21 protein-coding genes and 3 pseudogenes are annotated in these 23100 nt (G+C 67.0%); 10 read left to right on the top strand and 14 right to left on the bottom strand.

Features of this window, described 5'->3' with window-relative positions; genetic code table 11:
- Nucleotides 1–55 precede the first annotated feature (55 nt).
- On the bottom strand, nucleotides 56–973 hold the full coding sequence (locus C6A82_RS09970) for a serine hydrolase (RefSeq protein ID WP_105345770.1): 918 nt from the start codon (nucleotides 971–973) through the stop codon (nucleotides 56–58).
- A gap of 285 nt (nucleotides 974–1258) precedes the next feature.
- Between C6A82_RS09970 and rplS the strand changes: the two genes are divergently transcribed.
- The 4 genes and pseudogenes from rplS (at nucleotide 1259) to C6A82_RS09990 (ending at nucleotide 3552) form a co-directional block, all read left to right on the top strand.
- Nucleotides 1259–1600: a 50S ribosomal protein L19 gene (rplS, locus tag C6A82_RS09975; RefSeq protein WP_105345785.1), complete on the top strand. Its 342-nt coding sequence runs from the start codon at nucleotides 1259–1261 to the stop codon at nucleotides 1598–1600.
- A gap of 43 nt (nucleotides 1601–1643) precedes the next feature.
- Nucleotides 1644–2483 (top strand): signal peptidase I, encoded by an 840-nt coding sequence (lepB, locus tag C6A82_RS09980; protein WP_105345772.1) that lies wholly within the window; start codon nucleotides 1644–1646, stop codon nucleotides 2481–2483.
- Nucleotides 2483–3221, top strand: a pseudogene (locus C6A82_RS09985) (ribonuclease HII). The gene lepB and the pseudogene C6A82_RS09985 overlap by 1 nt, the downstream one beginning before the upstream one ends.
- Nucleotides 3222–3246: 25 nt before the next feature.
- Nucleotides 3247–3552, top strand: a complete 306-nt coding sequence (locus C6A82_RS09990) for a DUF2469 domain-containing protein (RefSeq protein WP_018600763.1) — start codon at nucleotides 3247–3249, stop codon at nucleotides 3550–3552.
- A gap of 4 nt (nucleotides 3553–3556) precedes the next feature.
- Here C6A82_RS09990 and C6A82_RS09995 read toward each other — a convergent pair whose 3' ends face one another.
- From C6A82_RS09995 to C6A82_RS10025, 7 genes and pseudogenes are all read right to left on the bottom strand, one after another.
- Nucleotides 3557–4261, bottom strand: a complete 705-nt coding sequence (locus tag C6A82_RS09995) for a dienelactone hydrolase family protein (protein ID WP_105345775.1) — start codon at nucleotides 4259–4261, stop codon at nucleotides 3557–3559.
- Between the two features lie 93 nt (nucleotides 4262–4354).
- Nucleotides 4355–5545, bottom strand: a complete 1191-nt coding sequence (locus C6A82_RS10000) for a serine hydrolase (protein ID WP_105345786.1) — start codon at nucleotides 5543–5545, stop codon at nucleotides 4355–4357.
- A 213-nt stretch (nucleotides 5546–5758) separates the two neighbouring features.
- Nucleotides 5759–5833: pseudogene (locus tag C6A82_RS26950) on the bottom strand (cytochrome P450); the annotation flags it as partial.
- A 782-nt stretch (nucleotides 5834–6615) separates the two neighbouring features.
- Nucleotides 6616–7218: a TetR/AcrR family transcriptional regulator gene (locus C6A82_RS10010; RefSeq protein WP_105345777.1), complete on the bottom strand. Its 603-nt coding sequence runs from the start codon at nucleotides 7216–7218 to the stop codon at nucleotides 6616–6618.
- Between the two features lie 51 nt (nucleotides 7219–7269).
- Nucleotides 7270–7776 carry a DUF3237 domain-containing protein gene (locus C6A82_RS10015; protein ID WP_105345778.1) on the bottom strand — a complete coding sequence of 169 codons (507 nt, stop codon included), beginning with the start codon at nucleotides 7774–7776 and terminating at the stop codon, nucleotides 7270–7272.
- Nucleotides 7773–8036, bottom strand: a pseudogene (locus tag C6A82_RS10020) (nuclear transport factor 2 family protein); the annotation flags it as partial. The pseudogene C6A82_RS10020 and the gene C6A82_RS10015, both read right to left, overlap by 4 nt.
- Nucleotides 8037–8257: 221 nt before the next feature.
- Nucleotides 8258–9316 carry an acetylserotonin O-methyltransferase gene (locus C6A82_RS10025; protein ID WP_233216959.1) on the bottom strand — a complete coding sequence of 353 codons (1059 nt, stop codon included), beginning with the start codon at nucleotides 9314–9316 and terminating at the stop codon, nucleotides 8258–8260.
- Between the two features lie 149 nt (nucleotides 9317–9465).
- On the opposite strand from C6A82_RS10025, the gene C6A82_RS10030 reads away from it, so the two are divergent.
- The 6 genes from C6A82_RS10030 to C6A82_RS10055 are packed head-to-tail and all read left to right on the top strand — an operon-like array spanning nucleotide 9466 to nucleotide 15535.
- Nucleotides 9466–10206, top strand: coding sequence for an HAD-IIA family hydrolase (locus C6A82_RS10030; protein ID WP_105345788.1), 741 nt, complete (start codon nucleotides 9466–9468; stop codon nucleotides 10204–10206).
- On the top strand, nucleotides 10203–10367 hold the full coding sequence (locus tag C6A82_RS10035) for a hypothetical protein (RefSeq protein ID WP_158261642.1): 165 nt from the start codon (nucleotides 10203–10205) through the stop codon (nucleotides 10365–10367). Before C6A82_RS10030 ends, C6A82_RS10035 begins: the two co-directional genes overlap by 4 nt.
- Before the next feature lie 3 nt (nucleotides 10368–10370).
- The gene (locus C6A82_RS10040) at nucleotides 10371–11288 is read left to right on the top strand and encodes an arginase family protein (RefSeq protein WP_105345781.1); all 918 of its coding nucleotides are present in this window, start codon (nucleotides 10371–10373) and stop codon (nucleotides 11286–11288) included.
- Nucleotides 11289–11300: 12 nt separating this feature from the next.
- Entirely contained in the window at nucleotides 11301–13475 is a 2175-nt protein-coding gene (locus C6A82_RS10045; RefSeq protein WP_311101771.1) for a thiamine pyrophosphate-dependent enzyme, read from the top strand.
- A gap of 42 nt (nucleotides 13476–13517) precedes the next feature.
- A complete protein-coding gene (locus tag C6A82_RS10050; RefSeq protein ID WP_311101772.1) occupies nucleotides 13518–14723 on the top strand; it encodes a CoA transferase in 1206 nt (401 codons plus the stop codon).
- Nucleotides 14720–15535, top strand: coding sequence for an acyl-CoA thioesterase II (locus C6A82_RS10055; RefSeq protein ID WP_105344682.1), 816 nt, complete (start codon nucleotides 14720–14722; stop codon nucleotides 15533–15535). Before C6A82_RS10050 ends, C6A82_RS10055 begins: the two co-directional genes overlap by 4 nt.
- Here the strand turns inward: C6A82_RS10055 and C6A82_RS10060 are convergent.
- The 6 genes from C6A82_RS10060 to C6A82_RS10085 all read right to left on the bottom strand — a co-directional run bounded on the left by C6A82_RS10060 (nucleotide 15504) and on the right by C6A82_RS10085 (nucleotide 23092).
- Nucleotides 15504–18002, bottom strand: a complete 2499-nt coding sequence (locus C6A82_RS10060) for an AMP-binding protein (protein WP_105344683.1) — start codon at nucleotides 18000–18002, stop codon at nucleotides 15504–15506. The two genes, C6A82_RS10055 and C6A82_RS10060, sit on opposite strands and share 32 nt — an antisense overlap.
- Nucleotides 17999–19066, bottom strand: coding sequence for an ABC transporter ATP-binding protein (locus tag C6A82_RS10065; protein ID WP_105344700.1), 1068 nt, complete (start codon nucleotides 19064–19066; stop codon nucleotides 17999–18001). Before C6A82_RS10065 ends, C6A82_RS10060 begins: the two co-directional genes overlap by 4 nt.
- Nucleotides 19067–19071: 5 nt before the next feature.
- The gene (locus tag C6A82_RS10070) at nucleotides 19072–20646 is read right to left on the bottom strand and encodes an iron ABC transporter permease (RefSeq protein ID WP_105344685.1); all 1575 of its coding nucleotides are present in this window, start codon (nucleotides 20644–20646) and stop codon (nucleotides 19072–19074) included.
- Nucleotides 20647–21660: an iron ABC transporter substrate-binding protein gene (locus C6A82_RS10075; protein ID WP_105344687.1), complete on the bottom strand. Its 1014-nt coding sequence runs from the start codon at nucleotides 21658–21660 to the stop codon at nucleotides 20647–20649.
- Between the two features lie 241 nt (nucleotides 21661–21901).
- Nucleotides 21902–22723 carry a DUF1206 domain-containing protein gene (locus C6A82_RS10080; protein ID WP_105344688.1) on the bottom strand — a complete coding sequence of 274 codons (822 nt, stop codon included), beginning with the start codon at nucleotides 22721–22723 and terminating at the stop codon, nucleotides 21902–21904.
- Nucleotides 22724–22867: 144 nt separating this feature from the next.
- A complete protein-coding gene (locus C6A82_RS10085; RefSeq protein WP_233216905.1) occupies nucleotides 22868–23092 on the bottom strand; it encodes a hypothetical protein in 225 nt (74 codons plus the stop codon).
- Between the last annotated feature and the right edge of the window lie 8 nt (nucleotides 23093–23100).

Raw genomic sequence — 23100 nt, forward strand, 5'->3', positions numbered from 1 at the left:
CGCCAACCATGATGCGACACCTGCCGTCCGCGCGGTCCCAGCCTAGTAGGGCGGGCTAGATCCGCCCGCCGGGGAACATCGTCTTGACGGCCTGGGTGATGGTCGCTCTGGCCGCGTCCGGGGTCGCAGGCTGGTCCGACGCGATCGCCATGACATAGCGGTGGTCGGACCCGATGATGCCCGTCGAAAGATGCATCCAGTCGGCGCCGACGCAGCACATCCAGCCCTGTTTGACCGCGACCGGTTCGGCGTAGAGGCCTTCGGGGATGCCGAACCGCTGCGGGTACACGCCGCCCGGCATCATCCCGTCGATTCCCGTCGGGGTGGACTGCGCGAGGTTGTCGACGATCATGTCGGCCTTGTCCCGGGGCAGGCCGCCTGCACCGGACAGCATCATGTCGTAATAGCGCACCAGGTCGGCCGCCGTGCTGATGGTGTTGAACCACAGTCCGTTCGGTCTGGTGCCGGAGAGCCCGTAGCGGGCCGCGACCCGCGTGACGATTGCGCTTCCGCCATTGCGTTCCCAGAACACCTGCGCCGCGCTGTCGTCGGAGGACCGCAGCATCGACTGGAAGTACTTGAGGCCCTCCGGCGAGAGCGGCGGACCGCGCAGAAGCATGTCGTCGGCGATGAAGAGCTTGACCACCGAGGCGATCGCGATGCCTCTGCCGTTGCCGTTGGTGATCCGTTGACCCGTCGACCGGTCGAGCACGACCGTGGTGATGTCGGCGCCCTTGGCGGCGGCGTCCGCGGTGGCCTGCGTGGTGCGGTCGTCGAGTCCGTTGAACGACGAGGCGGGTTCGTCGGGCGGTGCCTCGGGCAGCGGTGCCAGCGGTCCCTGCGGCGCGACGACGGTCAAGGTAGGTGGGTCCGGCCTGGCCGACGGCGGTGTGCCGTACGACCGGGCCTCGCACGCGGCCACAGCAAGCGCCGCTGCGATCACCGCGACCAGCCTCGATGGCCGCCGACGCATACGAATCCTCCAAGAAGTGCTTCAAGCGGGGAACGGGCGTGGCTGACGCCGCCCGCCCGTAGTCGTCAGCCTAACCAATTGGCGGTTGCCTGTGCGCCCCGGCGAGGCGAGCGATTTCACTGCATGCGGACCCGTCTGGCACAATTGACCAGTTGTCTGTGCGGGATGCGGGCACGGCCGGGCCGTGAACCGCGAGATGCACAAGATACGCCCGAACCCATCGGCGCGGCGACGCGTGACACCGCGGGGCCGCCGAGAGCCGCGAACAGCAAGGAAGAGTCACCGATGAACACGCTGGACTTCGTCGATCAGTCGTCGTTGCGCGACGATATTCCGGACTTCAGCCCCGGGGACACCGTCAACGTGCACGTCAAGGTCATCGAGGGCGCCAAGGAGCGCATCCAGGTGTTCAAGGGCGTCGTGCTGCGTCGCCAGGGCGGCGGCATCCGCGAGACCTTCACCGTGCGCAAGGAAAGCTACGGCGTCGGCGTCGAGCGGACCTTCCCGGTGCACTCGCCCAACATCGACCACATCGACGTCGTCACCCGTGGTGACGTGCGTCGCGCCAAGCTGTACTACCTCCGCGAACTGCGTGGCAAGAAGGCGAAGATCAAGGAAAAGCGCTGACGTCGCACGCGGTTGTCAGACGCGTCGTGGCTACGCTGATCCCGTGAGCGGATCCACGGACTCCCCAGACTCCTCAGCTGAGCGCACGCTCGACAACGACGCCGAGGCGACCGACGAGCAGGCCGACGAGGCCGACGACAAGAAGAAGCGCAAGGGCGGGGCACTCCGCGAGGCCGCAATTCTCGTGGTGATCGCGGTGGGTCTGTACTACCTCATGCTGACTTTCATCGCCCGGCCCTATCTCATCCCGTCGGAGTCCATGGAACCCACGCTGCACGGCTGCACAGGATGTGTCGGCGACCGCATCATGGTCGACAAGCTCACGTACCGGTTCACCGAGCCAAGGCCGGGCGACGTGGTCGTGTTCAAGGGGCCGCCGAACTGGAACGCCGGCTACAAGTCCATCCGCTCCGACAACCCCGCTGTGCGGTGGGTGCAGAATGCGCTCTCGTTCATCGGCTTCGTCCCGCCGGACGAGAACGACCTCGTCAAACGGGTGATCGCGACCGGCGGCCAGACCGTGGAATGCCGTCAGAGCACCGGTCTGACCGTGGACGGCAAGCGGCTCGACGAGCCGTATCTGGACCTTGCGACGATGAACGTGCCCGATCCCGACAAATACCGGTGCTTCGGGTTCGAGTTCGGGCCCGTCAAGGTGCCCGACGAGCGGGTGTGGGTGATGGGCGACAACCGCACGCATTCGGCCGATTCGCGGGTGCACTGCGTCGACAATCCGGCCGACTTCCAGAGCGGGATCAAGTGCACCGGTGACCCGAACGCCGGAACCATTCCGCTGGACAACGTCATCGGAAAGGCGCGATTCATCGCCTGGCCGCCATCGCGATGGGGTGGGGTTAGCTCGGTGGATCCGCAGACGCAGTAGTGCCTGCGACCTGGCCGCCGCGAACGGTCATCCGCAAGTCCTCCGGGCTGCGCACGCTTGAGTCGGCGCTGTACCGCTCCGGCCTCGGGCCTGTGGCCGGAGTCGACGAGGTCGGCCGCGGCGCCTGTGCCGGACCCCTGGTCGTCGCCGCGTGCGTGCTCGGGCCGAACAGGCTGGAGAGCCTGGCCGCGCTTGACGACTCGAAGAAGCTCACCGAAAAGGAACGCGAGCGGCTGTTTCCCTTCATCCGCCGGTACGCCGTGGCGTATCACGTGGTGTTCATCTCGTCGGCCGAGGTGGATCGCCGCGGGGTTCACGTGGCCAACATCGAGGGAATGCGACGGGCGATCGCGGGGCTGTCGCTGCGGCCGGGATACGTGCTGAGCGACGGGTTCCGGGTACCCGGCCTCGCGGCGCCGTCCCTGCCGGTGGTGGGCGGCGACGCGGCGGCGGCCTGCATCGCCGCGGCGAGTGTGCTGGCGAAGGTCAGCCGCGATCGGCTGATGGTGAAGATGGAGGCAGAACATCCGGGCTACGGATTCGCCGACCACAAGGGCTACAGCACGCCGGCCCACGGGGCCGCGCTCGCCCGACTCGGGCCGTGCAGCCAGCACAGATACTCGTTCATCAACGTTCGGAGGGTGGCCACGCCGACGGGCACCAAGGTCGTCACCGAGCTCGTGGGTGACTGCCTACCGGAGCAGCGCGGCGAATTCGGGTAAGGGAAGATGGTTCTAAACGATCACGAAGGACTGTTGAAGCGATGAGTGCCGAAGATCTCGAGAAGTACGAGACCGAGATGGAGCTCTCGCTGTACCGCGAATATAAGGACATCGTGGGGCAGTTCAGCTACGTGGTGGAAACCGAGCGGCGGTTCTATCTGGCAAACAGCGTGGAGCTGGTGCCCCGCAACGCCGACGGCGAGGTGTACTTCGAGCTGCGGCTGGCCGACGCCTGGGTGTGGGACATGTACCGACCCGCCCGGTTCGTCAAGCAGGTTCGGGTCATCACCTTCAAGGACGTGAACATCGAAGAGGTCGAGAAGCCGGAGCTGCGGCTGCCCGAGTAGCGGGTCAGCTTTCGGTCTCGTGCAGGTGCTCGCCGAAGAAGGCGAAGACCCGCGACCAGGCATCCTCCTCGGCCGCCGCGTTGTAGCCGAACCCGAAGATGCGGACGAGCGGTTGGGCGGGCAGCTGGTTGGCGAAGCCGTGTCCGGCACCCGGATATGCCTTGATGTCGGCCGGGATGTCCATCTCGTCGACGGCCTTCTGCAGTTTGTCCGCCGCCCCGATACCGATGGGGTCGCGACGGCCGAAGCTGGCGACGATCGGGCAGGCCCCGTCGAGCGTCTCGCGCAGGTTGCGTGGCAGCGGCGTGCCGTAGAACGGCGCCGAGGCGCCGAAGCCCTTGGGGGACATCACGAGTGCAAATTGGCCGCCCATGCAGAAACCCGCGATGCTGACGGCGCCGGTGGCCTGCGGCATGGCGAGCAGGTGATCTCTGGTGGCCAGGATGTCGTCGAGCGCACGGCCGCGCTGGCTCAACAGCTCGCGAAAGACCCGGGTGATGCACCGGGCCCGCCCGCCGCGGGCGAACATGTTCGGCGTGATCGTGATGTACCCCGCGGCGGCCACCTTTCGGGAGATTCGCTCGTTGTCAGGTCCGTAGCCGATCGCGTCGTGGACGATCACCACGCCCGGCCACGGTCCCATTCCGTCGGGAACGCTGCACAGCGCGTCGATCGGACCGTCGGGTGCGTTGATCGTGATGGTGTCCACGCTGCCAATCTAACGGCGACGCCGAGCGTGGGCCTTGTGTACGGAAAAGGCCCGAACTCCTGACCTCAGGCACACGCGCGATGTCGGGCATCGTCACGACAACTGGGTGGCGATCTCGTCGAACGCGGCGATCGTCGGGAACAACTTCCCAGGGTCTTCGGGCAGCGGCCAGCTCGACAGCTTGGCGGCGACCATATCGGCTGCGCGGTTGACGTAGATCAACTGGCCGTGAATCCCGGTGCACACCAGCACGTTGTTGCCCGGATACGGGAACCAGACCTGGTTGCGGTACATCCCGCCCGGCATTCCGGTGTCGCGCGGGCTGGCTGCGAACGCCGTTCGTGAGTCGAGCCCGCCCGCGAACGTGTCGGCGATCCACGACAACGAGACCACACGTTCGCCCGTCGCCGATGTGCCGCCGTTGAGGAACAGCGAACCGACTCGCACCAGGTCGGACATGCACGCGTTGATGCCGCCGTCGAACATGCCGGTGCCGACGGAGTCGACGCCGATCGACGCGTTGATGCGCGCCCCGAGTTTGGACCACAGCAGCTGCGACATCAGCTCGGGCATGCGCATCCCGCCCGCCGCCTCGCAGATCCAGCCGAGCACATCGGTTTCGCAGGACCGGTATTCGAACGGCCCGCCGTGGGGTGACTTCTGCCGCAGTGAGACCAGGAAGTCGTACATCGTCGACGGCAGGTCGGCCACCGTTCGCGGTGCCCATCCGATGGCCTGCTCTATCAGACGCACCTCGGCCATCGGGTCCTGGTAGTCCTCGGAGAACTTGATGCCCGAGCGCATGTCGAGCAGGTTGCGCACTGTGGCCCCCGCATAGCCGGACTCGGCGAGCGCGGGCACATAGTGGGTCACCGGGGCGTCGGGATTCACGGCGCCGCTGCTTACGAGCGCACCGACGACCGTCGCTACCAGCGTCTTGCTCACCGACATCAGAATGTGTGGCGAGTCGGCCGTCATGCCGCCGTAGTAGTGCTCGCCGAGCAGCTTGCCGTGCTGGGTGACCATCCAGCCGTCGGTGATGGTCGCATCCATCACCTCGCCGACGGTCGTCCGCCTGCCGTTCGTCCGGTCGTACAGCGGGATGCCGGCCAGCTCCGTCGGGGCCTGCGACATCTCGGCGACCGGGCCGGTCCCGCGGGAGATCACCGCGGTGGGCAGGAATTCGGCGACGTGCTGAAACGCCCAGTGCAGCTGGGGGGCCGACTGCCAGTTGGCCAGCGTCACGCCCGGCGGCACCCGTCCGGTGTCGCCTCCGAGAGCCATGGCGACGACTGTAGTGGCCCAGCTGCTCAGCCGGGCCACCGCTTTTTCCGACGGTGGGTGCACAGACCTGCGCGGGTTGCGTGTGCGCGTGCACGACACCTGGAGTGTCATCTCCCGGTGGGGAAGGGTGGCGATGCCGCGGGGCACAGCACGGGGCGGTTTGCGCCTTCGTTCGGTGCGGGACACCGTCAGGTCGACGTCACCCATGATGGTGCCGATCGCGATCGTGAGCTCGTTGTGCGCGAACGCCGCTCCTGGACAGCGCCGGTAACCTCCGCCGAACGGCACGTATTCGAAGGGGTCGGGGTGCGGTCCAGGAACCGATCGGGATTGAATCGTTCCGGGTCGCGCCAGATGGATGGGTTGGAATGCAATGCAGGAACGGCGGTCCGACGATATCGCCGGCCCGGCATTTCCTTCCGATGACGGTTCGCGGCTCCGCGAGTTTGCGGTGCGGTGTTGGCGTTCAACAACTCCGACACCACCCGTTCGAATGCGTCGCTGCCTGAGCCGGGTGCGACACCGAGAACGGTTTGGATGATGATCCGCTTCGTGATCGCCTGCGAGATGTGGTGAAGCCGCACCCGATCGCCCTGTCGCAACTGCTGCGAGTCAGTCGCGACGGCGTGCGCCATCGCGCGAGCCCGATCACGTATCTGGGCACCGCGAAAGGCGGGGGACAGGTGCCGGCGCTGACGTCGGTGCTGTTCACCTGAGGTCAGGATCACCGAGGACGGCCCGACGATCGGTTCGATGGGGTTCGGTGTCGGCGCGCACAGCACATCGCGCGGCAACGTCAGGATCTCGCGCGCGCCCTCGGCTGTCGCGACGAAGTGGACACGGCCCATGCCGGGAAAGATGACGGTGAACGGTTCGGTGCGCTCCGCACACTCGCGCATGACGCCGTCAGGGTCGAAGCCGGCGCGCAAGGACCGCCACCAGTCCCCGCACCAGCGCGTGAGCGCGCCCGGCCAACGTGTCTGCACATCTGACTACGACGACTGTGTGCAGCCCAGGGTTCGGGTTACCTCGCTCACACCGACGGTTACGCATTTGCCGAGAGGTTCGCGTCAGTCGAGCCGCAGTCCGTTCAGCACGTGGCTCAACTCGGCAAGCGCCCTGCGGTGAGCCGCCTTCTGGTTGTCGGCCCGCGCGACGTTCATCGATGTCTCGCACAGGGCGCCGTAGAGGAACACGGCAAGGGGTGTGGCAGGCCGTGGCGCGATCCGGCCCGCCTCCACCGCCTGGAGGATGGCGGTCTCCATCATCTCCATCATCGGGGCCTCTATGCGGCGCACGCCTTCCCATCCCACCGCCGCGAGCGCGTCGAGCAGCATGATCCGTTGCAGTCCCGGCTCGAGGCACTCCTCCAGGAAGGCCCGGCAGCACGCCTCGAACGCGTCCCACGGGTCACGCTTGGACGCGTAGACCTCGGGCATCACCGCGCACAGGCGGTCGACCTCGCGTGCGAACACAGCCTCGAACAGCTGCGGTTTGCCCTCGAAGTGGTGATAAACGGCGCCTTTGGTGACGCGGGCTTTGGCCGCCACCGCATCAAGCGAGGTGTCCGCGTATCCGTTTCGGGCGAAAAGTTCGCGCGCGGCGTCGACGAGCGCGGTGATCGTCGCCTCGGTGCGCTCCGACTGAGTTCGTCTTGCCTGCTTGGTCGGCACGAACTCACGATAACGGCTGCTCAGCAACGGCCTGCTCCAACCCGCGCCGGGTCACAGAACCCGGTAGATGCGGTAGTCGATGTGATCGGGCGACAGCACGTTGTAGCCCACGGCGACAATCTCGTTCAGCCACGTGTACCGCTCGTCGGCGGTCTCGAACTTCGGGGTCGTGCGCACATAGGTCTGCTCGAATCCCAGCACCTCGCCCGCCGCGAGCCGCTCGAGGCCGTCGGCGGGAATCTTGATCACACCTCTGGTCTGGTAGTGGATGAGGGCGCCGTCGTGAGTGCGCAGCGTCGCGCGGACGTCTATCCGGCCCACCTGGTCGGTGCCCACAAGCAGCCAATCCCCGCCACCGGGCAATATCTCGCCGCGTAGCCGCGGCCCGTCGATGACGCCGCCTCGTGCGATGAAAGTCAGCCTGGTGCCCACCGCCGTTGGAATCATTTGTGCAGGTTGAAGATCGACGTGCATGTCGAAGAGATGCTCGGCAGGTAACCGGTCGAACAGTGGAAGCTGCTCGGCTGGGCTGCCACTCTCGGTGGCGATGGCGGTCATCGGTTCGCGGCCTCCATTGCGGCCTGCAGTTGGACCGAGTCGATGAACGTGTCCTTGCGCGCGACGAGGCCGTCGGGGGAGACCACGACGATATCGAGGCAGTCGAAACGGATGTCGCCCGAGATCAGCGCCCAGTCAAGCACCCAGTGGTCGTCTCCGTAGAACACTCGATACGTCTCGAACGCGAAGTCGGGGAACAACTCGAACAGTTGCGAGAAGGTGGCGCGGACGGCATCGCGTCCGTCGACAGGATCGCCGCCGGTGTGTGTCCAGAACCGGGTGTCTTAGGTGTGCAAGGCGACGATCGCGTCCGGATCGCGCTTCGCCCATGCGGCGAAATAGCGCTCGGAGGTCGCTTTGATGTCAATGGCGGCAGCGGCGGTGGGGGACATGAGGGCTCCGATCTCGCGATGATACATACTCTAGGTAGGTAATAACCTACCACGGGTATGCAATTTGTCCATCCCGATGGGTCGCGAGGTCAGCGTTTGAAGCCGTACACCATCGACGTCGGACCGATGAGGTGTCGCACCTTGATGTCTTGAAATCCACTGAAGAGCAATGATTCCGCGCACTCAGAGGTGGTGGATTCATAGCCGTCACGCGTCTCGAGCATGATGTTGAGGCTCGACAACAAGCTGTGGAAGCGGTTCTTCGACCGGCCGGGCATGGGCATCGCGTCGTAGACGATCAGCGCACCTCCGGAAGGCAGAGCCTCGCGCGCCTTGCACACCAGTTCGCGCCTGCCGTCGTGGCTCTGCCCGTGGAAGACGTGTCCGAAGGACAGCACGTCGGCGGCCGGCAGCGGGCCTTCGAAGAAGTCGCCTGCGGCGAACCCGAGCCGGTCGTGAAGGCCGAACGACTTCACGTAGTCGGTGAAGACCGGCTCGACGACGGGAAGGTCGAAGCCCGTGCCGTGCAGGTGTGGGTGGGTCAGTGCGACCCGCACCGCCAACGCACCCTGCGCGCAGCCGACATCGGCGAACGTCGCGAAGCGTTTCCACGGAAAGCGGGCAGCCAGCAGCGTGACTTCCCCGGTGGAGATGCCCGTCATTCCGGACAGAAACCTCCTGAGTGCGACTGGGTCGCGGTAGAGGACGTCGAAGAACTCGTTCCCGTCGTGCTCCTCGACGGCCGCGGGGACACCCGTCTGCAGCAGATCGTCGAGGCCGGACCAGAGGTCGTACAGCCGCGTGCTCGACAGTTCCATCAAGCCGCCGATGTAGGTCGACTTGTGCCGGTCGAGGAACGTCGACGCCCGCAGCGTGTTCGCATATCGGCCCGCCCTGTCGCGCCGAAGCAGGCCCGCGGCGACCAGCGCGTCGAGTGCGGTCGCTGCGGCCCGCGGGTGCCAACCGAGTCGTTCGGTCAGCTCTCCCGCCGACATCGGCCCCTGCGCCAGCAGCGTGAACACGCCTTTCTCGACGGCCGTCATGACCAGCCGCGACGACCAGAACGCCATCCCGCTCTCGATGATGTCCTGCGGATTGACCAACCTGCGCAGTAGCGCGGACACCACCGGGTTCTGAAAGGCGCGCATCAACCGACGTTCACGCTGCACATCGACTGTGGACCTGTCATCTGACATATCGCACCTCCGCTCCTTGATTGTCGCGAAGGCCGGAACCGGCCGAACGGAATTGGCAGACTAGGCGGGTGGAATCCGCGCGCCACTGCTGGCTGACCGATATGGACGGTGTTCTCGTCCACGAGGATCGTGCTCTGACGGGGGCCGCCGAGTTCCTGCAACGACTCGTGGAGAAGAAGCGCCCCTTCCTCGTCCTGACCAACAACTCGATCTTCACCCCGCGCGACCTTTCGGCGCGGTTGGCCCGATCCGGCCTGTCGGTGCCGGAGTCGGCGATCTGGACATCGGCGCTGGCCACGGCGGACTTTCTCGGCGACCAGCTGCCCGGCGGGTCGGCCTACGTCATCGGGGAGGCGGGGCTGACGACCGCTCTGCACGAGGTCGGCTACACGCTCACCGATGTCGCGCCGGACTTCGTCGTGCTCGGCGAAACGCGCACCTACTCGTTCGAGGCGATCACCAAGGCGATCCGGCTGATCCTGGCAGGCGCTCGGTTCATCGCGACCAATCCCGACGTCACCGGACCGTCGGCAGAAGGCCCGACGCCCGCCACGGGTTCGGTCGCGGCGATGATCACCAAGGCCACCGGGCGGGAGCCCTACTTCGTGGGCAAGCCCAACCCGATGATGTTCCGCAGCGCGCTCAACCGCATCGAGGCGCACTCCGAGGACACCTACATGGTGGGTGACCGGATGGACACCGATGTCGTGGCCGGAATCGAGGCCGGCTTGGAGACCATCCTGGTCTTGACCGGGTCGACGACGCGCGACGAGGTCGAGCGGTATCCGTTCCGGCCCAGCCGCATCCTGCCGAGCATCGCAGAAGCCATCGAGCTGGTGTGATTCCGTCGATCGGCGCCAGAGGTCCTGGCCGAAAGGCCAAGAACGAGATTTTCGACGGCGCCACCCCATACACGACCTATGTTCGGGGAGTGATCGTCGACGGGGACCGCGGAGTGCTGCTGACCGGCAGGGACGACAGCGCGCTGATCACGGAGGGTTAGCCGATGGCCGAGATCGAACTGATCGGAGTTCCGTTCGACGGCTACGGGCGACCGGGCAACCAGGCTCGGGCGGCGGTCGCTCTGCGTGACGCCGGCCTGCTCGACGCCTTCGAACACCATCACGTCGCAGGACACGGTGATCTCGAGTTGCCCGCAGGCGACCCCGCCCGCGGTCCGACCAGCCTGGTCAACGAGGCGGCATTGCTGGCGATGACGCGGGCGCTCAACGAGCGCGTCGGATCGGCGGTGACGGCGGGCAGGTTGCCGATCGTCTACGGCGGCGACTGCTCAACACTGCTCGGCATCGTCACCGCACTGCGCGATCACGTCGGCGACGTCGGCCTCGTGTTCATCGACGGCCACGAGGACACCATGCCGCTCGATGTGTCCGAGGACGGTGAGGCGGCCAACACGGAACTCGGGCTGCTGCTCGGGCTGACGGGCCGCACGCTGGCGGGGGGACTCGGCGACCGGCTGCCTGCGCTGCGCCGTGACCGGCTCGTGGTGCTGGGCCCTCGCGACGACGCGTGGCGCCGGCAGTTCAACGTCGGCACGCTCGCCGACAACGGGGTCTGGGTGGCGCCGCTCGCCGAGGTCGCCGACGACCCCGCAGGCGCGGGACGCCGGGCCATCGAGCAGCTCGCCAGTCGGGTCGACCGGTGGTGGCTGCACATCGATCTCGACGTACTCGATCCGGTGGAGTTTCCCGCCCAGGGTGTGCCGGACTTTCCCGACGAGCCCGGCGGCCTCACCTGGGAGCAGCTCACCGACATGGTGATGGCGCTTTTCACCACGTCGGCCTCGTGCATCGGCGGCAGCGTCGCGATCTACGACCCCGACCAGGATCCGGACTCAAGGGGCGCCGCGCAGATCGTCGCGTTCATCCGTAACGTAGTGGCCCGCCCCACGATCAGTCGCTGAACCAGGAGACCCGTGGCCGAACACATCGACGAGCACTTCACCGCTGCCGTCGCGGCGATGAACTCCTCGACGCGCCGAAGCCCGGATGACCAACCGGTGCGCGACGGGTCGTCGTTAACGGCGCGAGTCTGCCTGGCGCTGTTCGACGTTCAGGTGGTTAGTCGGCATCTCGACCTGGCCGCGCGGTGGTTGCGTTCGCAGGGCAGGGGTTACTACACCATCGGGTCGTCCGGCCACGAGGGCAACGCCGCCGTCGCCGCCGCGCTGCGTCCCACCGACCCGGCGCTGCTGCACTACCGCTCAGGTGCCTTCTTCCTTGCGCGCGGCGTGCTGGTCGACGGGCGCGAGCCGCTTCGCGATGTGCTCCTCGGCCTGGTCGCGGCCACCGACGAACCGATCGGCGGCGGGCGGCACAAGGTGTTCGGCCGCCATGACCTCCACATCATCCCTCAGACGTCGACGATCGCCTCGCATCTGCCACGCGCGCTGGGGGTCGCGTTCTCGATCGCGCGGGCGAAGAAACTCGGTGTCGCCTGCGCGTGGCCCGACGACGCAGTGACGGTGTGCAGCTTCGGCGACGCGTCGGCGAACCACTCGACTGCGGTCGGGGCGATCAACGCTGCGCTGCACTCGGCGTACCAGGGCGTCCCGCTGCCCCTGTTGTTCGTGTGCGAGGACAACGGCATCGGCATCAGCGTCAAGACACCGCGCGGCTGGATCGAGCAGAGCTACCGAAACCGGGACGGTTTGGCGTATTTCGGCGCCGACGGATGCGACCTGCCCGACGCGTTCGACGCCGCGACCGCGGCCGCCGACTGGGTGCGCACCCGTCGCCGCCCGGCGTTCCTGCATCTGCGCACGGTTCGGCTGATGGCCCACGCCGGCTCCGACTACGAACCGGCCTACCGCAGGCCCGACGAGATCGCCGCCGATTACGAACGGGACCCGTTGGTGCGCACCGCCGAACTGCTGGTGTCGGCGGGGGTGCTGACGCCCACCGAGGCGATCGAGCGCTACGAGGCCAAACGCGCCGAGGTGATGGCGGTGGCCGCCGATGTCGCCGACTCAGCACAGCTCGACAGTGCGGAGGCGGTGATGGCACCACTGGCGCTCGGTGCGGCAGACGTGGCAGGTGCGGCGCCCGCTTCGCTGGCCGCGTCGGTGCGGGCGGGTGATCCCGACGCACCGATGACCGTCGCGATCGGGATCAACCGCGCGCTCGCCGACATCCTCGACCGCCATCCCGAGGCGATCGTCTTCGGCGAGGACGTCGCACGCAAAGGCGGCGTCTACGGGGTCACCCGCGGCCTGCTCAACCGGACCAGTTCGGCGAGGGTGTTCGACACGCTGTTGGACGAACAGTCGATTCTGGGCTTGGCGCTCGGCGCAGGCGTTTCCGGACTGCTGCCGATACCGGAGATCCAGTACCTCGCCTATTTGCACAACGCGGCGGACCAGATTCGCGGCGAGGGCGCGACGCTGCAGTTCTTCTCCAATCGGCAGTACCGCAACCCGATGGTCGTGCGGGTGGCGGGTTACGGCTACCAGAAGGGATTCGGCGGGCACTTCCACAACGACAATTCGATCGCCGCCATCCGCGACATTCCCGGCGTGGTGATCGCGTCACCCGCGCGTCCCGACGACGCGGCGGCGATGCTGCACACCTGTGCCGCCGCCGCGAAGACAGCAGGCGCGGTGTGCATCTTCCTCGAGCCCATCGCGCTGTACCACACCCGCGACCTTCACTGCGACGGCGACGAGCAGTGGCTCGCGGGCTATCCCGCCGCGGGGGTGGTCGTGGGCAGAGCTCGAACCTACGGCGAGGGAACGGATTTGACGATCCTCACCTTCGCCAACGGTTTGCGGATGAGCCTGCGCGTCGCGCGACGACTCGAGGCGCGTGGCATCGCGGCCCGCGTCGTCGATCTGCGGTGGCTGGCGCCTCTGCCCGCCGTGGACATGCTGCGCGAGGCGAACGTCACCGGTAAGACGCTGATCGTCGACGAAACCCGGCAGACCGGGGGAGTCGGCGAGGGCGTCATCGCCACGCTGCTCGAGCACGGCTATACCGGAGAGCTGGCCCGGGTCGCCAGCGCGGACAGCTTCATTCCGCTCGGCGACGCGGCGCTCGAGGTGCTGCTGTCCGAGGAGACCATCGAGGCGGCGGCGGTCAAACTGGCAGGCTGAGCAACCCGAGGGCGTCGGTATCACGCTTGATAGCTTGAGCCGGTGACTGATGTCCCGAGCGCCGCGCAACCCCTGTCCGGAGTGCGGATCGTCGAGATCTCCAGCTTCGTCGCAGTGCCGTTGGCAGGCATGACCCTCGGTCAGCTCGGCGCGGAGGTGGTGCGGGTCGACCCGATCGGCGGGGCCGCCGACTACCACCGCTGGCCGGTCACCGACGAGGGCACCAGCATCTACTGGGCAGGGCTCAACAAGGGCAAGCGGTCGGTTGCCGCCGACTTCCGGTCGCCGGAGGGACAGGAGCTCGTGCAGCGGCTGATCGCCGACGCCGGGGTGCTGATCACGAATGTCGCGGGACGCGAATGGCATTCCTACGACACGCTCACCGAGCTGCGACCCGACCTGATCCACGTCGAGGTGTCGGGGCGGACCGACGGAGGCACTGGCGTGGACTACACCGTCAACGCCGGCGTGGGATTCCCCTTGGTGACCGGACCTGCCGACCTCGCTACTCCCGTCAACCACGTGCTGCCCGCCTGGGACGTGTCATGCGGTCTGTATGCGGCGCTGTCGGTGGTGACTGCGCTACGACACCGCGACACCACAGGACGCGGCCAGCGGATCTCCATTCCGCTCGAGAACGTCGCGCTGGCGACGGCGGGCAACCTCGGCTTCCTCACCGAGGTGATGGTGAACGGCGAGACGCGGCAACGGATCGGCAATTCGATATACGGTCAGTACGGTCAGGAGTTCGCCAGCGGCGACGGAACGTCGTTCATGGTCGTCGCGCTCACCCGGCGGCACTTCCGGGACCTCACCGAACTCACCGGAACGACGAATGCCGTTGCCGCGTTGGAAGAATCACTCGGCGCCGACTTCACCGACGAAGGTGACCGGTACCGGCACCGCGACGCGCTGAGCGGACTGTTCGCCGAGTGGTTCGCCGCGCACCCGGCCGCCGACGTCGCCGACGCGCTGTCGGCGTCGTCGGTTCTCTGGGAGCGCTACCGCACCTTCGCCGAGGTGGCCGTCGACGAGCGGGTGACGGCCAATCCGTTGTTCACCCGGCTCGACCAGCCTCGCATAGGCGAATACCTCGCACCGGGCCTGCCGGTGGCGATCGACGGTGTTTACGCTCCCGCGGTCGCCGCGCCTGAGCTCGGCGCGGACACCACGGAGGTGCTCGCCGAGTGGCTGGGGCTCGGCGCGGGTGACGTCGAGGCAATCAAAGAATCGGGGACCGTCCGGTGAGCCGGCTGCTTCGACTACTGGAGCTTCACCGTGGTCCCGACGACGGCACGTGGGTCGGACCGGCCAGCGGCCCGGAAGGCAAGCGCTCCTTCGGCGGTCAGTTCGTCGCGCAGAGCCTGGCCGCCGCCTGCCGCACCGTCGGATCGGACCGCTCGCCGACCAACATGCACCTTCAGTTCCTGCGCGGTGGGCAGGCAGGCGATCCCGTCGAGTACACGGTCACACCGGTGTTCGACGGACGGACCGCGGCGGCCCGCCGGATCGACTGCCGCCAGGATGGGCGGCTGCTGACGACGTCGTCGGTGTCCTTCGCGGTGGACCTTGCCGGACCCGAGCACGGCCGTCGGGATGTCATGCCGGGCGATCCGGATGCGCTGCCGAGGACCGGGCCTGCCGGGCCCGCGCCGTCGATGCCGCTCGACGAGCTGGACATCAGGATCGCCGACGACAACAGCGGCCACGAGTTCGTACGGCGGTTCTGGTGGCGGGCAACGGTTCCCATCCCCGACGAGCCGCTCATTCACACGCTGGTCGCGGTCTATGTCACCGACGTGTACATGATCGACCCCGCGCTGGCTGTGCACGGTCATTCGATGCAGGCAAGGACTCACCGCAGCGGCACCACCGATTCGTCCATCTGGTTTCACCAGCCGGTGCGCGCCGACGAGTGGAACCTGCTGGAGACCAGGTCGCCTGCCGCCGCGCGTGGACGCGGTGTCGTGACGGGCAGCCTTGTTCGCGCCGACGGGGTCGTCGCTGCGACGCTGGTTCAGGAAGGGCTCATCGCAGAGCGGGAACCGAAGCCGCAGTAGCGGCGCCCCGGCTGCGCTCGCGGATGCGGGTGCGCGTCGCGTTGACCAGTCGGGTGATCAACACCCCAACGACGATCGCGCCGATGACGCCGAGCAGCGGATGGGCATCGAACAACGGGTAGATCTGGTAGTGCGTCAGGTAGGTGTACAGCGATGCCTCCGCGACGGTTCCCGCCACGGCCGTGCACCATGCCGGGCAGCGGATCGCGGGTAGCCAGATCAGCAGCAGGAAACCCGCCAGCACCAGCATCTCGCGGTGCGTGTTCTCGAAATAGCCGTACATACTAACGATCAGCACCACCGTCACCAGCAGCCGTTGCCACACCGTCGACGACTTCGCCGCCACCCAGCCCACCGCGAAGAACCAGAAGGCCAGGATCGTGAACCACGCCTCGCGACCGAAGTGCAGGCTCAACAGGTCGTAGCGCACCGCCAGCCCGAAGGCGAGGAAGGCGGCGGCGAAAGCGAACGGCCGTCGACGTTCCAGCCGGTCGGCGGCGGGTAGCCAGACGACAAGGGTCAGCGCCAGCAGGATCCACACCAGCACCTCGATGAACCACAGGCGGCCTGCGGTCATGCTGTCGTCGGGGCCGAAGAACTTCTCGACCAGGAGCAGATTCGTCCAGTGGTAGTCGTCGGTGATGACCAGCGCAAGCGCGATCCAGATCGCCGAGGGCACGATGATCCACGTCATCGTCTTGCGTAGGTGTCGGACACGATTTGCACGAGGAACGGGCGTCAGGCAGAACCGGCCGAAGTTGTAGCCCGCGATCCCCAGCAGGAGGTGCGCGCCGCCCCACATCTCGTAGAGCGTGGCGTGGGAGCCGACGATCAGCACGATCGCCGCCGCGCGCAGCGCGACGCTGGTTTCCAGCGTCGCGCCGAGCCACGGCCACGACCGGCGGCTCGGCGGTGAGGTGCGCTCAAGCTCGGCAAGTGGCCGTCGCTGCCAATCCGACGGGAGCCTGCCGAGAGCCCGCTCCAGCCGAACCGACATCGCCACGTAGGACAGGGAATTTCCGCCGAGGTCGACGAAGCTCTGCTCGGGGCGGATCGTGCCGGCATCGATCTGCAGCACGTCGGCGAACAACGCGCGCAGGTCGCCGGAGGACTTTGCGGTCTCGCCCGTTCGGTGAGCCTCGTCTCGGATGGCTTGGTAGTCCGGTTTACCCGACGGCAGCAGCGGCAGTTCGGCCATGGAGATCACCCGAACGGCGGTCGCAGGCAGTCCGGATGCAGCCACCGTAATGCGTTGCACGGCAGCACTCTCACCGCTGACGGCCGCGATCACCAGGCGCTCGTCGTCGTCGACGCAGAACGCCGTCACGCCTTCTTCGCGCAGCGCGGCCTCCACCCGCTGCAGGTCGATCCGCAATCCGTAGAGCTTGACGAAGCGGCTGCTTCGGCCGATCACCTCGTAGAGCCCGTCCGGCGCGCGTCGAGCGACGTCGCCGGTGCGCAGCGTGTCGACCGTCTTGCCGAGCGCCAGGTCTGCCGGGCTGTGCGCGTAGCCCATCATGACGTTCGGACCCTGGTACACCAGCTCGCCGACGTTTGGTTCGGACCACCCGTCCAGCGGTTCGAGTGAGAATGAGCCGCCGGCGATGGGGCGCCCGATGAAGGCGGGCTGTGACTCAGCGAGTTCCGGTGGCAGATAGGCCATTCTGGCGGTAGCTTCGGTCGCGCCGTACATGACGAACAGTTGCCAGCCGTTGTTTCGCCCGAGGGCCGCGAAGCTGCGCACGCGTTCGGGTGGCAGCCTGCCACCGGCCTGGGTGACGTAACGGAGGTCGGGTAGATCGGTGCCGTCGAAGCCGATCCGGTCGAGCATCTCGAACGTGTAGGGCACGCCGGCGAACGAGGTGCCGTGGTGCTCGCGAAAAACCGACCAGAAGTCGTCGTCGACGACCGAGCGATCGGTCACGATGAGGCCGGCGCCGCGGATCAGATGACTGTGGACCACAGACAGGCCGTAGCAGTACGACATCGGGAGCGTCGTTGCAGCTCTGTCGATTTCGCTGATGTCCAGAAACTCGGCGATCGACTCGGCGTTGGCCACCAGGTTACGGCGCGACAACCTGACCAGTTTCGGCGAGCCGGTGCTGCCCGAGGTCGACAGCAGCAGCGCCAGGTCAGGGTGCAACCGGTGCGCAGTGCCGTGCCGCCGCTCGTGGAAGCCGCCGCTGTCGACGATGACGTCGGGGTCATAGGCCTGCAGCACGGCAGAATGACTGCGGCCGGGAGAAATCGGAAGCACCACGTGATCGCCCGCGAGCGCACCGAGATAGTGCACCAACGTGGTCAGGTCGTTGCGGGTTTCGACCATGACCAGCCTGCGGGTCGGACCCAGCATGGCTGCGATGTCAGCCGCCCGGTCGGCGAGTTCACGGTAAGTCAGCGAAGTGGCGTCGGTCAGCACAGCGACCCCGTCGCCGTGGCTGCGCAGATGGTCGACGAGCAGTGTCATCTCAGCACGACCCCGTTGCCGATCACGTCGATTCGCACTTTGGCGTCGATCGGCGGCGGGTCGAGGCTGTGCTGCCGCACGATGATCGGTGCGATGTCGTCCGCGGGGTCGATCGTCAGGAGCACGTCGTGGCCGAGAAACTCGGTGGCCACCACCGTGCCGATGCCGTTGTCGGCTTCCTGTCCTTTGCTGCTCACGTGCGCGGCGCTGTCGGAGATGACCGTCGCCACAAGCTGTTCGGGCCGAAGCGCAAGCGTGGCGGGCCCGTCGCCGAGCGAGGTCTGCACAGGCACCCCGCCCAGCGCGCAGTGGGCGAAACCGGAGGAGACGGTGCACGGCAGGGCGATGCAGTCGCCGAGGAACTCGGCGGTGAAGCGGTCGTTGGGCCGGCGGTAGACCTCCTGCGGGGCGCCGACCTGGGTGAAACGTCCGTCGCGCATGACCGCTATCTGGTCGGCGATCGACAGCGCCTCCTCCTGGTCATGCGTCACCAGCAGCGTCGTCACCCCGGCCTCGGCCAGCAATCGGGCGACCGCTTTGCGGGTCGACGCGCGCAGTCCGGTGTCCAGCGCGCTGAACGGTTCGTCGAGGAGCATCAGCACCGGCTTGCGCGCCAACGCACGGGCGAGCGCCACGCGCTGCTGCTGACCACCTGACAACTCATGCGGCTTGCGCGACGCGTATGAGGCGTCAAGGGAGACGGTTTCGAGCAGTTCGGCCACCCGATTGCGAACCTCGCGACTGCGGGCCGAGCCCGCCAGCCCGTACGCCACGTTCTGTCCGACGGTCAGATGGGGAAACAGCGCACCGTCCTGCGCGACGTAACCGACGCTGCGGCGGTGGGACGCGACCGACCGATCGGGGGCTGCCACTTGGCGGTCGGAGATGGTGACCGTTCCGGCGTCGGGGGTCTCGAATCCGGCGACCAGCCGCAGCAGCGTTGTCTTGCCGCAGCCCGACGATCCGACCACGGCGGTCGTGCTGCCCGCTTCCACATGCAGGTCGATGTGGTCGAGCACCGTGTTGCCGTTGAACGACTTCGCCAGTCCGCGGATATCGAGCATGGTGGTCACAGCGCGGCCACCTTCGTCGACTGCCGGAACAGGATCAATGTCACTGGAATGGCGAGCACCACGAGCGCGAGTGCATACGGTGCCGCCGACGCGTAGTCCAGCTCGCTGCTGAAGGACCAGAACAGCATCGACAGCGTGCGGGTGCCGGTCGGGGCCAGCAGCAGTGTGGCCGTCAATTCGGTTGCCACCGCCACGAATACCAGGGATGCGGCCGCGGCCGCGGCGGGTGCCGTGAGCCGAAGGGTGACCCGAAGGAAGGTGGCGCCCGGCGAACGCCCCAGCGACCGCGACGCCTCCTCGAGGCCCGGCGGCACCTGCGCCAGACCTGCGCGCACATTGACCAGGGCACGCGGCATGAACAACAGAACGTACGCGAAGACGATCAGCGGAACGGTTTGATACAGGGGCCGGACGAAGTGGATCGCGACGGTCACCAAGGCGAGCGCGGTGACGATACCGGGCAGGGAGCTGGTGACGTAGTTGGCGCCCTCCACCGCGCGCGCCAGCACCCCGTTCGACCGGACCGCCACCCATGCGACGGGAAACGCCAGCACCGTCGTCAGCGCCGCCGCGACGCCCGCCAGCGCGACCGTCTGACCGAGCGCGTTGGCGATCTCGCCGATATCCCACACTCGTGCGCCGCCGATCCACAACCAGCGCATGATGGTCCACACCGGAACGCCGATCGCCAGCACGGCAAGCATCAACAGGCCTACTGTCGCCGGGATCGTGTTGCGGCCAAGGGCAACCGGCACGGCGGCACGGGGTACGCCCGCGCCGATCCTTGCGTACCTTGCCCGACCGCGCGCGGCGGCTTCGGCGATCAGCAGCACCAGGCACAGCAGCACGAGCACGCCCGCCAGCATGCTGCCCGCGGCTCCGTCGAAGGTGACCTGGAACTGTTGGAAGATGGCGACGGTGAAGGTGTCGAACCGGACCATGGCGAACGCGCCGTACTCGGCGAGCAGATGGACGCCGATCAGCAGCGCGCCGCCGAGGATCGCCAACCGCAACTGCGGCAGCACCACCCGGAAGAACACACCGGCGGTATCTGATCCGAGCGTGCGCGCTGATTCTTCGACGGCCGGGTCGAGCCTGCGCAGCGTCGCGGCGACGGGCAGATACATGAACGGGAAATACGACAGCGTCGTGATCAACACACCCGCCCACAAACCGTTCATCGACGGGATCGCGGCCACCCACGCATAGCTGTTGACGAAGGCCGGAACCGCTAGCGGCGCAACGAACAACGGGCGCCAGAACGCCCGGCCCGGCAGGTCGCTGCGCTCAACGAGCCACGCCACCCCGACGCCGATCACCACACACAGCGGCACGGTCACCACCACAAGGGCGACGGTGTTGACGAGCAGCTCGGCGACACGAGGGCGGACAACCAGTTCGTAGGCGCGGGTCCAGCCGACGTCGATCGCGCCCCAGACCACGTAACCCAGCGGGATCGCCGTGGTGGCGACCAGGAGCGCGACCGTGGCCGACACCAGCGGACCGGGACGGGCGCCCGGATCCGACCGCGGAGCCGGTGCCGCGGGGCGCGAGACTGGGGGAGCGACCACCTACAGCAGGCCCGCCTTCGTCATCAGATCGTTCACCTTCTGCGCATCCAGTGTCGACGGGTCGACCTTCGGCGCCTGCAACGAATCAAGGGGCGGCAGAGCGGAGTTCGCAGGCACGCCGCTGGCCACCGGATACTCGAACGAGGTGCCCTTCTCCAGGACTTCCTGGCCGGCCTTGCCCGTGACGAACTTGACGAACTGCTGTGCCTGCTCGGCCTTCTCGCTCGACTTCAGCACACCGCCGCCGGACAGGCTGACGAACGCGCCCGGGTCCTCGTTCTTGAAGTAGTGCAACGCCGTATTGCCGCTGCCCTCTTTGGTATTGGCCTGATCGCGGAACCAGTAGTAGTGGTAGATGATGCCGCCGTCGACTTCACCCGCATTGACGGCCTTCATCGTCGCGATGTTGTCGTTGTAGATCGTGGCGTTGGCCTTCATGCCCGCCAGCCATTGCGCGGTCCCGGCTTCGCCCTTCAGCTGCAGGTACGCCGCGACGATGGCCTGGAAATCCGCCTTGGCCGGCGCGCCGCCCCAGCGCCCCTTCCAGGCGGGCTGCTGCAGGTCTGCCATCGACTTCGGCAACTGATCGGGCGTCAGCCTGGTCTTGTTGTAGACGAACACGGTGCTGCGCGCGGCCACCCCGGTCCATTTGCCGGTGGCGGGCCGGTAGGAGCCCGGAACCTGATCGAGGGTGTCGCGGTTGACGTCGGCGAACAGGCCCGCCTTCTCAACGGCCGCCATGGCGGGGGAGTTCTCGGTCAAGAAGACGTCGGCGGGTGAGGCATCACCCTCGGCGACCAGTTGATTACCCAGCTCGGTGTCGCCGCCCTGCCGGTAAGTGACCTTGATGCCGGTCTCCTTGGTGAAGGCGTCGATCCATTCCTTGGTCAGGGATTCGTGCTGAGCGTTGTAAATGAGCAGATCGTCGCCCTCACCCGAGCTCGAACAAGCGGTCATTGCGAGCACGACGGCGAGCGTCGTCACGAGTGCGGCGAGCCGGCTCTGGGGTCGCATCCAGCGTCCCTTCCGCACCTGACGGCGCTTTAGCTGAGGTTTACCTAAATGAAGATACCCTTTGCCGCCCGCCCGAACTGCCGCCCCGTCGGAAACCGAAACCTATGAAACTGTTGGCACGTCGTGGCTTGCCACGTGGAAGACTTTCAGCACTGCTGGCCTGCAACGAACCGAGCGGTGTCAAGGCAATGAAGCGGTCTGCAACTGTGCAAAGGCCCGCGTGTATTTGGCGGGCCGGTCGCTACATCCGGCCGTGCTTGCTCCGGACGAAGCTGTATGCGCCGAAGGCGGCGATGCCGAGCGCGGCGACGATCAGAAGAATCTTGCCGAACGGCGCCTGACCGAGCGTCTTGACGGCGGAATCCAATCCGGACGCCTTCGCGGGGTCGGCCTGCAGTGTCGCGAGGATGACCAGCAGTCCCGCACCGGCGAGGACGACACCCTTGGCGACATAGCCGGCGACGCCCACAGCGGTTATCGCGGTACCGCCGGAAACCTGAAGGTCCTTGAGGAACTTCTTCGACGCGCCCTTGTAGACGTGATAGCCGCCGACAGCGGCCACGCCGAGCCCAACAGCGATCAGAAGCGCTTTACCCCATCCCGATTGCATGAGCTGGGCCGAAAGCCCGCTGTTCTGCTGGCCGCTCGCCTGTCCGCTGCCCATCGCGAACTTGAGCGCCGAGAAGGCGATCGCGAAGTTCACAACGGCCAGTGCCAACGCTTTAACGCGTTTCCACGCCGGCGAGTGGTCCTGCTGCTGTCCGCCATAACTCTCACCGGGTTTGGTGCCGATGACGGCTTCGCCGACGCGCCAGAGGCCGAGCGCGAACAGGCCGATCGCGGCGATCCATAGCATCACCGAGCCGCCGGGTTGCTTGGCGAGTGTGCTGAGTGCGCCGGACTGGTCGGCGTCGCCGCCGGACCCGAACGCCAGCCGAAGGATGATGAAGGCGACGAGCAAATGAAGCACACCACTGGCCGCGAAGCCGGCTCGGGCGGTGTATTCGAATGCCTTGCTGTCGGCCGCGCGGTTGACGGCTCCATGGACTGAAGTGTTGGTCATTCGACCTCCTCGCCGACGCTTGTACCCCTTTGTTGACGTGGGCGAAACCCCGGGGTCACTCGGTCATGCCGAGATCCTTCCTGGGGGTCGATTAAACACCTGCGACGAATGAATGTGCTGCGCGTAGGGTTCTGGCCGAGGAGCCTACTGCGTGACCTTGTCAATCGTGTTAGCCGTGCTCTTCTCGGCGTTGTTGCACGCGACATGGAATTCGTTGGCGCACGCCGTTTCTGATCGGCTGGTGGGCTTCGCGCTGATCGGGGTGGCAGACGGGCTGGGCGGCGGCTTGATGGTGGCCTTCGCAGGGCTGCCGCCCTCGAGCGCATGGCCGTTCATCATCGCGTCCGCGGTGCTGCATGTCGTGTACAACCTGCTCC

Source organism: Mycobacterium sp. ITM-2016-00318 (assembly GCF_002968285.2).
Classification (GTDB): Bacteria; Actinomycetota; Actinomycetes; order Mycobacteriales; family Mycobacteriaceae; genus Mycobacterium.